An 8,914-nucleotide genomic window follows, 5' to 3' on the forward strand; every position below is an offset into this window, starting at 1 on the left:
TGAACGCGGGATCCCCTCTCCCGAGTGGGAGAGGGGTAGGGGTGAGGGTGGCTCGGGCTCAAGATTAAGCACCAACGGTCGAGCCGCGCAGCTCGACATTCGGCGTTTCATTCTGAGCCCGAGCCACCCTCACCCCCAGCCCCTCTCCCACTCGGGAGAGGGGAGTCCTGCCACACCGAATGCCGCCTTCGACGAATGCAAAGGGGGCAGATGACCGCCGCCCCGTTTCATCCGCAAGGGACGGCCGTGCCGGTGAGCAACTGATACGGTTTTCGGACGATCAGTTCCGAGAACCGTATCACCAACCCGCGCGGTGGAGCCGAAGGCTCCACGCGCCTGAGCGAAGCCGACTTTCGCATCGCGTAGCGATTGCGCAGCAATCGCCGAGCGATCAATCGAAAATCGTATGACGCCCACCCGGCCTCACGCCCCCCGGCCCGGATCGAGGAACAGCTCGCGCTCGGCCTCGACCACCGCGTAGATGTGCTCGACCACCGCGCGGATGCGGGCGAGGTCGCGGCTGTCGGCGTGCATCATCAGCCAGAAGCCGCGCACCAGCGTGATCTCGTCGGGCAGCACGCAGGACAGGTCGGCGCGCCGCGCCGCCATGAAGCAGGGCAGCACCGCCAGCCCCAGCCCCGCCACCGCCGCCTGGAGCTGGGCGTTGAGGTTGGCGCTGCGCAGCCGCGCTCCCGTCCCGGGCGCGACCTGCTGCAGGTAGTCGAGTTCCGGCGAGTACAGCAGTTCCTCGATGTAGCCGATGAAGCGGTGGCGCTCGAGGTCGCGGCGGCCGGCAATCGGCGGGAACCGGGCGAGGTAGTCCGGGGCGGCGTAGAGCTTGAGGTGGTAGTCGGTGAGCTTGCGGCCGACGATCCGTCCCTCCTGCGGCAGGCTGAGCCCGATGGCGATGTCGGCCTCGCGCTTCGACAGGCTGAACAGCCGGGCGGTGGCGACGAGCTGGATGTCGAGTTCGGGATGGCGCTCGACGAGGCTGCCGAGCCGCGGCGCCAGGAAGCTGCTGCCGAACCCGTCCGGGGCGCCGATCCGCACCGTGCCGGTCAGCCGCGCCGCCGCCCGGGCGACGAGGCCCTGGCCGTTGATGATCGCCGATTCGACCGCGTCGGCGGTCGCCGCGACGTGGTGGCCGGCCTCGGTCGGCACGTAGCCGGAGGCGCGGCGCTGGAACAGCGCCTCGCCGAGGCCGCGCTCCAGCCGCTCGATCCGCCGGATCACCGTCGCGTGGTCGACCCCGAGCTGGCGGGCCGCCGCCGAGACCGTGCCGGCCCGGAACACCGCCAGGGCGAAGCGGTAATCGTCCCAGTTGCCTGCCTCCGGTTCCGGCATTCCTGCACACCCGTTCCGCTTTTCTGCCCGTTCCATTGCGCATAGAAGCAGGGCACTCTGGCCGCAACAACAGGAACCGGGAGGACGCGATGCGCGAGGTCGGGCATTTCATCGGGGGCGAGCACGTCGCGGGCCGCTCCGGGCGCACCGCCGACATCTACCAGCCGATGACCGGCGAGGTGGTCGGCCGGGTGGCGCTGGCGAGCAACGCCGAGCTGCGCGCGGCGGTCGAGAACGCCGCCAAGGCGCAGCCGGCCTGGGCCGCCACCAACCCGCAGCGCCGCGCCCGGGTGATGATGCGCTTCCTCGACCTCGTCGCGCGGGAGACCGACAGCCTCGCCGACCTGCTCGCCCGCGAGCACGGCAAGACGATTCCCGACGCCAAGGGCGACATCCAGCGCGGCGTCGAGGTGGTCGAGTTCGCCTGCGGCATCCCGCAGCTGATGAAGGGCGAGTACACCGAGGGCGCGGGCCCGGGCATCGACATCTACTCGATGCGCCAGCCCCTCGGCGTGGTCGCCGGCATCACGCCGTTCAACTTCCCCGCCATGATCCCGATGTGGAAGTTCGCGCCGGCCATCGCCTGCGGCAACGCCTTCATCCTGAAACCCTCCGAGCGCGATCCCGGCGTGCCGATGCGGCTCGCCGAGCTGATGATCGAGGCCGGTCTGCCGGCGGGCATCCTCAACGTCGTCAACGGCGACAAGGAGGCGGTCGACGCGATCCTCGACGACGACATCGTGCAGGCGGTCGGCTTCGTCGGCTCGTCCGACATCGCCCAGTACGTCTATGCCCGCGCCACGGCGTCGGGGAAGCGCGCCCACTGCTTCGGCGGCGCCAAGAACCACATGATCATCATGCCGGACGCCGACCTCGATCAGGCGGTCGACGCGCTGATGGGCGCCGGCTACGGCTCGGCCGGCGAGCGCTGCATGGCGATCTCGGTCGCGGTGCCGGTGGGCGAGAAGACCGCCGACGCCCTGATGAAGAAGCTGATCCCGCGGGTCGAGAGCCTCAAGGTCGGCCCCTCGACCGATCCGAGCGCCGATTACGGCCCGCTCGTCACCCGCGCCGCCGTGGACCGGGTGCGCAACTACGTCGAGATCGGCCTTCAGGAGGGCGCGACGCTGGCGGTCGACGGCCGTGGCTTCACGATGCAGGGCTACGAGAACGGCTTCTATCTCGGCGGCTGCCTGTTCGACAACGTCACGCCGCAGATGCGGATCTACAAGGAGGAGATCTTCGGCCCGGTCCTGTCGGTGGTGCGCGCCAAGGACTACGCCGAGGCCCTGCGGCTGCCGACCGAGCACGAATACGGCAACGGCGTCGCGATCTACACCCGCGACGGCGACGCGGCGCGGGACTTCGCCGCGAAGGTCCAGGTCGGCATGGTCGGCATCAACGTGCCGATCCCGGTGCCGCTGGCCTACTACACCTTCGGCGGCTGGAAGCGCTCGGGCTTCGGCGACCTCAACCAGCACGGCCCGGACGCGGTGCGGTTCTACACCAAGACCAAGACCGTCACCTCGCGCTGGCCGTCGGGCGTCAAGGAAGGCGCGGAGTTCTCGATCCCGGTGATGCAGTAGGCGCGTTCGCGCAAACCCTCCCCCCTCTGCGGGGGAGGGGATGCCGTTTCCGGAGAGGTCGCGCCCGAGATGACTGGCGCTACCTCCGGTGCCGTCGCGCTTCCCTCTCCCGGCTCACTGCGTTCGCCACCCTCCCCCGCAGAGGGGGGAGGGTTGGAGCCGCACGGGGAAGCGATCCAACATACTGAAGAGAACAGGAGGATCCGCCGCCATGACCCTGTTCACCCTGCCCGAGGATCAGGTCGCGATCCGCGACATGGCCCGCGACTTCGCGGCGGACAGAATCGCGCCGCACGCCCTCGACTGGGACGAGCGCAAGCATTTTCCAGTCGACGTGCTGCGCGAGGCCGCGGCGCTCGGCATGGGCGGCATCTATATCTCTGAGGAGCATGGCGGCTCCGGGCTGACCCGCCTCGACGCGGCGCTGATCTTCGAGGCGCTGAGCCTCGGCTGCCCGACCGTCGCCGCCTACCTGTCGATCCACAACATGGCGGCGTGGATGATCGACCGCTTCGGCGATGCCGGACAGCGCGAGCGCTGGCTGCCGGGCCTGTGCCGGGCCGAGCTGCTCGCCGCCTACTGCCTCACCGAGCCCGGCTCCGGCTCCGACGCCGCATCCCTGCGCACCACCGCCCGGCGCGACGGCGACGACTACGTCCTCGACGGCGCCAAGCAGTTCATCTCGGGCGCGGGCGCCGCCGACCTCTACGTCGTCATGGTGCGCACCGGCGGGCCCGGCCCGAAGGGCATTTCGACCCTGGTGGTGCCCAAGGATGCGCCCGGCCTGTCGTTCGGCGCCAACGAGCGCAAGATGGGATGGAACGCCCAGCCGACCCGGCTGGTGAGCTTCGAGAACTGCCGGGTGCCGGTCGCCAACCGCCTCGGCGAGGAGGGCATCGGCTTTCGCATCGCCATGGCCGGCCTCGACGGCGGGCGGCTCAACATCGGCGCCTGCTCGCTCGGCGGCGCGCAGGCCGCCCTCGACAAGTCGCTCGCCTACATGCGCGAGCGCAAGGCGTTCGGACAGCGCCTCGACGGGTTCCAGGCGCTCCAGTTCCGGCTCGCCGACATGGCGACCGAGCTGGAGGCCGCCCGCGCGCTGCTCTACGGCGCCGCCGCCGCCCTCGACCGAGGCGATCCCGACGCGACCACCCGCTCGGCGATGGCCAAGCGCTTCGCCACCGATGCCGGCTTCAAGGTCGCCAACGAGGCGCTGCAACTGCACGGCGGCTACGGCTACCTCGCCGAGTACGGCATCGAGAAGATCGTCCGCGACCTGCGGGTGCACCAGATCCTGGAAGGCACCAACGAGATCATGCGGGTGATCGTGGCGCGGGGGTTGGTGGAAGGGTGACCGGCTCAGGCGGCGAGGGGGCGGATGCGCGTGCGGATCGCCTCGCCGGCCGCGCGCCGCGCGACGCGCAGGTCGTAGTCCGATTGCAGCCCGAGCCACATCTCGGCGCTCGTGCCGAAGAACTGCGCGAGCCGGAGCGCCGTGTCGGCCGTGACGGCACGCTCGCCCTTGACGATGCCGGCCACCCGGCTGACCGGCACGTCGAGGGCGCGCGCGAGCCGGTTCTGACTGATCCCGAGGGGAGCGAGGAATTCCTCCAGCAGGATATCGCCGGGATGGATCGGATCGAGCCTGTCTTCGCTCATCGCCTGACCTCAATGGTAATCGACAATCTCGACGTCGTGAGCGTCGGCACCGTCCCACCGGAAGCAGATGCGCCACTGACGATCGATGCGGATCGGGTGCTGGCCGCGGCGGTCGCCCTGGAGCGCCTCCAGGCGGTTGCCGGGCGGGACCCGCAGGTCGTCGAGACCACGGGCCGTGTTGGGCATCAACAGCTTGCGCCGCGCCGCGCGCTCGATGCCCGCCAGGGCACGGACGGGTTCGTCATCGAACAGGCGAGCCGTGTTCTTGTCCGCGAACGATCGGATCACGGATCCCCCTCGTCCGGGCGCAGTATTCCGCGAAGCAGAATAGCCGTCAACAGGGAGCCACCCCCATGACCTCCATCGCCTTCCTCGGCCTCGGCAACATGGGCGGGCCGATGGCCGCCAACCTCGTCAAGGCCGGCCACTCGGTCGCGGGCTTCGACCTCGTGCCGGCGGCCTGCGAGGCCGCGCGGGCGGCGGGCATCCGGGTCGCGGCCACCGCCGTCGAGGCGGTCGCCGGGGCCGAGGTGATCGTCACGATGCTGCCGGCCGGCCGGCACGTGCTGGCCGTCTACGACGAGATCCTGCCCGCGGCGGCCCCCGGCGCCCTGCTGATCGACTGCTCGACCATCGACGTCGCCAGCGCCCGGGCCGCCCACGACAAGGCGGCGGCGCGCGGCCTCGCCGGCCTCGACGCGCCGGTCTCCGGCGGCGTCGGCGGCGCCACGGCCGCGACCCTCACCTTCATGGCCGGCGGCAGCGCCGAGGCCTTCGCCCGGGCTGAGCCGGTCCTCGCCCGGATGGGCCGCAAGAGCGTGCATTGCGGCGAGGCCGGGGCCGGGCAGGCGGCCAAGATCTGCAACAACATGATCCTCGGCATCTCGATGATCGGCGTCGCCGAGGCGTTCGTGCTGGCGGAAAAGCTCGGCCTGTCGCACCAGGCGCTGTTCGACGTCGCCTCGACCTCGTCGGGCCAGTGCTGGTCGCTGACCACCTACTGCCCGGTGCCGGGCCCGGTGCCGACCTCGCCGGCCAACAACGGCTACAGGCCGGGCTTCGCCGCCGCCCTGATGCTGAAGGACCTGCGCCTGTCGCAGGAGGCCGCCCGCAGCGCCGGCGCCGCGACGCCGCTCGGCGCCCATGCCGAGGCGATCTACGCCGCCTTCGAGGCGGCAGGGCAGGGCGGCACCGACTTCTCCGGCATCGTCGAGCACCTGCGCGGGCAGGCCCCGGAGGCCTGACCGCTCCGGAGAGCGGTCTTCCGACCGGGGTTGCGCTTGCCGGACCCCGCCGCCGCGTGAGAAGAGCCCGGATTCGCGCCGGCCTGCTTCCCATGGGACGCGGGCCGTGCCGGCGTGTCGTCCGCAGCCCTGGTCACAGCATGAACATCTTCGCCGTCTTCGAGGAGCGCATCGGCGAGGCGCTCGAGAGCCTCACCCGCGCGGGATCGCTGCCCGAGGGCCTCGACCGCCGCCGCGTCGTCGTCGAGCCGCCCCGAGACGCGAGCCACGGCGACCTCGCCACCAACGCCGCGATGGTGCTGGCCAAGGAGGCGCGCACCAACCCGAAGGCGCTGGCCGAGCTGATCGCGGCGGAGCTGCGCGCCGACCCGCGCGTCACCGAGGCGAGCGTCGCCGGGCCGGGATTCATCAACCTGCGCCTCGACCCGGCGGTGTTCGGCGACGTGGTGCGGGCCGCCCTGGCGCAGGGCGAGGCCTATGGCCGCGGCGGCGCCGGCGGCCCGGTCGTGAACGTCGAGTACGTCTCGGCCAACCCGACCGGACCGATGCATGTCGGCCACGGCCGCGGCGCGGTGTTCGGCGACGCGCTCGCCAACCTGCTCGCCGCCGCCGGCCGGCAGGTGGTGCGCGAATACTACATCAACGACGCCGGCGCCCAGGTTGACGTCCTCGCCCGCTCCGCCTACCTGCGCTACCGCGAGGCGCTCGGCGAGCCTGTCGGGAGCATCCCCGAGGGGCTGTATCCGGGCGACTACCTCGTGCCGGTCGGGCAGCGGCTCGCCGCGGCGCATGGCCGCGACCTGCTGGACAAGCCGGAAGCCGACTGGCTGCCGCTGGTGCGCGACACCGCCATCGACGCCATGATGGCGATGATCCGCGAGGATCTCGCGGCGCTCGGCATCCGCCACGACGTGTTCTTCTCCGAGCGCACGCTCCAGCACGACGGCGCGGTGGCGAAGCTCCTCGCCGAGCTGCGGACCCGCGGCCTCGTCTACGAGGGCCGGCTGCCGCCGCCGAAGGGCCAGTTGCCGGAGGATTGGGAGGACCGCGAGCAGACGCTGTTCCGCGCCACCGATTTCGGCGACGACAGCGACCGGCCGCTGCTGAAGTCCGACGGCAGCTTCACCTACTTCGCCTCCGACATCGCCTATCACCGGGCGAAGATCGACCGCGGCGCCCTCGAACTCATCGACGTCCTCGGCGCCGACCACGGCGGCTACGTCAAGCGGATGCAGGCGGCGGTGAAGGCGGTCTCGGACGGCCGCGCCGTCCTCGACGTCAAGCTGTGCCAGCTCGTCCGGCTCCTGCGCGACGGCGCGCCGGTGAAGATGTCGAAGCGCGCCGGCGAGTTCGTCACCCTGCGCGACGTCATCGACGAGGTCGGCCGCGACCCGGTCCGGTTCATGATGCTGTACCGGAAGAACGATGCCACCCTCGACTTCGACCTCGCCAAGGTGGTCGAGCAGTCGAAGGACAACCCGGTCTTCTACGTGCAGTACGCCCATGCCCGGGCGTGCTCGGTGTTCCGGCAGGCCCGCGAGGCGTTCCCGAGCGAGGACTTCTCGCCCCAAGCCCTCGCCCGCGCCGACCTGTCGCCGCTGACCGATTCGGGCGAGGCCGAGATGATGCGGCTCATCGCCCAGTTCCCGCGGGTGGTCGAATCGGCCGCGGCGGCGCACGAGCCGCACCGGCTCGCCTTCCACCTCTACGAGGTCGCCAGCGCCTTCCACAGTTTCTGGAACAAGGGCAAAGACTTGCCGCAATTACGGTTTGTTAATCAAACAGACCGAAAGTCCACGGAATCGAGGCTGGCGCTGGTCGAGGCCCTGCGGGGCGTCGTCGCCTCCGGCCTCGGGATCCTCGGGGTCGGCGCGCCCGACGAGATGCGCTGACCCCACGGCGGGCTCCGCCCGCCCGGCAGGCTCTGCCCGCCGCAGCGGCCGGCGTGGTAGGATGCCGCCCATCCGGCAGGACGGGAGGGCAGCCGGCGGCACCGCGTCGGGACGGCGCGGCGAGGTGGCGCGAGGGCTGAACAGGATGGTGGTGCCATGACGACCAACGCTTCCCGGATCCCCGTCGACTACGACGGCTTCGACGGAGACCGTCAGTCCGCGCCCGCCCGTCCGGCGCCGAAGGGCGACCCCCTGGCGGAACTCGCCCGCATCGTTGGCCAGGACGATCCGTTCCGGGCCCTGCTCGACGTGCGCGAGGGCCGCAAGCCGGCCGAGGCGCCCGCGGCCGGCGGCCGGATCGACCCGGTCGTGCCGACCTACGGGTCGGCGCCGACCTATGCGCCGGGGCCGGCCTACGCATCGCAACAGGACCACGGACCGGCACCGTCCTACGCCCTGCCGGGCGCCGAGGCCGCGCCGCAGCCTGGAACCCCCGCCGACGCCTTCAACCAGTATCTCGCCGGCGCCATCGAGCGCGAGCACGGCCAGCAGGATTCCGCGCAGGGCGACCTGCCGGATGGGACCGGTCCGGTCTCCGAGCGGCCCCGCGGCCGGCGCCGCCTCGCCCTCGTCGGCGGCGCCCTCGGCCTCGTCGCGGTGACGGTCGGCGGCGCGCTGGCGTGGCGCAGCCTGCATGCCGGCCGCTCCGGCGGCCCGATCCTCGTGATGGCCGATCAGGCGCCGCTGAAGATCCAGCCGCAGAACGCCGGCGGCGTCGAGATCCCGGACCAGAACAAGCAGATCTACGACCGCAACGCCAAGGACGGCCAGATCAAGATCGTCAACCGCGAGGAGCAGCCGGTCGACGTCCAGCAGGCGGCCCGGGCGCTGGTCCAGGAGACGGCCCCCGTCGCCGGGGCCTCGGCGGTCCCGACCTCGCCCGCCGGCAACGCCCTGACCGATTCCCTCGGCGAGCCGCGCCGGGTCCGCACCGTCTCGGTCCGTCCCGAGCCGCCGCCGATGCAGCAGCAGGCCCAGGCGGCCCGCCCGGCGGTCTCGCCGATTCCCACCATGACGATGCCGACCGGCGACACCACGCCGGCCGCGAGCCCGGCGGCGACGCCGCGCCCGGTCCGGCCGCAGGCGGCGACCCCGACGCCGGCCCCCGAGCCGGCCGCTCCGCCGAAGC

8 protein-coding genes are annotated in these 8,914 nt (G+C 71.9%); 5 read left to right on the forward strand and 3 right to left on the reverse strand.

Going from position 1 to position 8,914, the window contains the following annotated elements; all coding sequences use genetic code 11:
* Positions 1-423 precede the first annotated feature (423 nt).
* Positions 424-1,344, reverse strand: coding sequence for a LysR family transcriptional regulator (locus EOE48_RS28210; protein ID WP_127734192.1), 921 nt, complete (start codon positions 1,342-1,344; stop codon positions 424-426).
* Between the two features lie 89 nt (positions 1,345-1,433).
* Here EOE48_RS28210 and EOE48_RS28215 point away from each other — a divergent pair, with 89 nt between their 5' ends.
* Together EOE48_RS28215 and EOE48_RS28220 are read left to right on the forward strand one after the other, a co-directional pair.
* On the forward strand, positions 1,434-2,930 hold the full coding sequence (locus tag EOE48_RS28215) for a CoA-acylating methylmalonate-semialdehyde dehydrogenase (protein ID WP_127734193.1): 1,497 nt from the start codon (positions 1,434-1,436) through the stop codon (positions 2,928-2,930).
* 211 nt (positions 2,931-3,141) lie between these two features.
* Positions 3,142-4,284, forward strand: a complete 1,143-nt coding sequence (locus EOE48_RS28220; RefSeq protein WP_127734194.1) for an acyl-CoA dehydrogenase family protein — start codon at positions 3,142-3,144, stop codon at positions 4,282-4,284.
* A gap of 5 nt (positions 4,285-4,289) precedes the next feature.
* Here EOE48_RS28220 and EOE48_RS28225 read toward each other — a convergent pair whose 3' ends face one another.
* Entirely contained in the window at positions 4,290-4,589 is a 300-nt protein-coding gene (locus EOE48_RS28225) for a HigA family addiction module antitoxin (RefSeq protein ID WP_127734195.1), read from the reverse strand.
* 9 nt (positions 4,590-4,598) lie between these two features.
* The gene (locus tag EOE48_RS28230) at positions 4,599-4,877 is read right to left on the reverse strand and encodes a type II toxin-antitoxin system RelE/ParE family toxin (protein ID WP_127734196.1); all 279 of its coding nucleotides are present in this window, start codon (positions 4,875-4,877) and stop codon (positions 4,599-4,601) included.
* A 65-nt stretch (positions 4,878-4,942) separates the two neighbouring features.
* On the opposite strand from EOE48_RS28230, the gene mmsB reads away from it, so the two are divergent.
* The 3 genes from mmsB to EOE48_RS28245 form a co-directional block, all read left to right on the forward strand.
* Positions 4,943-5,833 (forward strand): 3-hydroxyisobutyrate dehydrogenase, encoded by an 891-nt coding sequence (mmsB, locus tag EOE48_RS28235; RefSeq protein ID WP_127734197.1) that lies wholly within the window; start codon positions 4,943-4,945, stop codon positions 5,831-5,833.
* A gap of 140 nt (positions 5,834-5,973) precedes the next feature.
* On the forward strand, positions 5,974-7,725 hold the full coding sequence (gene argS / locus EOE48_RS28240; RefSeq protein WP_127734198.1) for an arginine--tRNA ligase: 1,752 nt from the start codon (positions 5,974-5,976) through the stop codon (positions 7,723-7,725).
* A gap of 156 nt (positions 7,726-7,881) precedes the next feature.
* Positions 7,882-8,914 (forward strand): sporulation protein (locus EOE48_RS28245; protein ID WP_127734199.1); only part of this gene is annotated, 1,033 nt, incomplete at its 3' end.

This window comes from Methylobacterium oryzihabitans (genome assembly GCF_004004555.2).
In the GTDB taxonomy this organism is placed as follows: domain Bacteria; phylum Pseudomonadota; class Alphaproteobacteria; order Rhizobiales; family Beijerinckiaceae; genus Methylobacterium; species Methylobacterium oryzihabitans.